The 627-nt window shown below is 69.5% G+C and carries 1 protein-coding gene; it reads left to right on the plus strand.

Annotation, left to right across the window (positions count from 1 at the left end; translation table 11 throughout):
* Positions 1 to 42: 42 nt before the first annotated feature.
* A partial coding sequence (locus AC31A1_RS52300; protein ID WP_489660058.1) for an MFS transporter occupies positions 43 to 627 on the plus strand: 585 nt, incomplete at its 3' end.

Here is a 627-nt window from a genome sequence, read left to right on the forward strand (position 1 = left end):
GAATTTGTGCCGCAAATAAACAAACCCCGAACGCACAACGCCGTGCCGGGCGCCCCCACCGACCTGACCCGACTCCGGATCACCCTCACCGCGTTCTTCGCCCTGGACGGCTTCATCTTCGCCGGCTGGGTCGTCCGCATCCCCGCCATCAAGGAACAGACCGGCGCCTCCGCCAGCAGCCTCGGACTCGCGCTCCTCGGCGTCTCCGCCGGCGCCGTCATCACGATGATGCTCACCGGCCGCCTGTGCCACCGCTACGGCAACCACCAAGTCACCGTCGTCTGCGGCGTGTTGCTCTCCCTGAGCGTCTCCCTCCCACCGCTCACCCACTCACCCCTCACCCTCGGCCTCGTCCTGCTGGCCTTCGGCGCCGCCTACGGAGGGATCAACGTCGCGTTCAACAGCGCGGCGGTGGACCTGGTCAGGGCCATGCGGCGGCCCATCATGCCCAGCTTCCACGCCGCGTTCAGCCTCGGCGGCATGGTCGGGGCCGGGCTCGGCGGACTGGTCGCCGGGTTCCTGACCCCGACCCAGCACCTGTTCGGCCTCACCGTGATCGGCCTGCTCGTCACCGCTGTCGTAGGCCGCGATCTGCTGCGCCTGAAGCCCCCGGCACTTCCCGGACCC

The organism is Streptomyces sp. P5F9 (genome assembly GCF_057961495.1).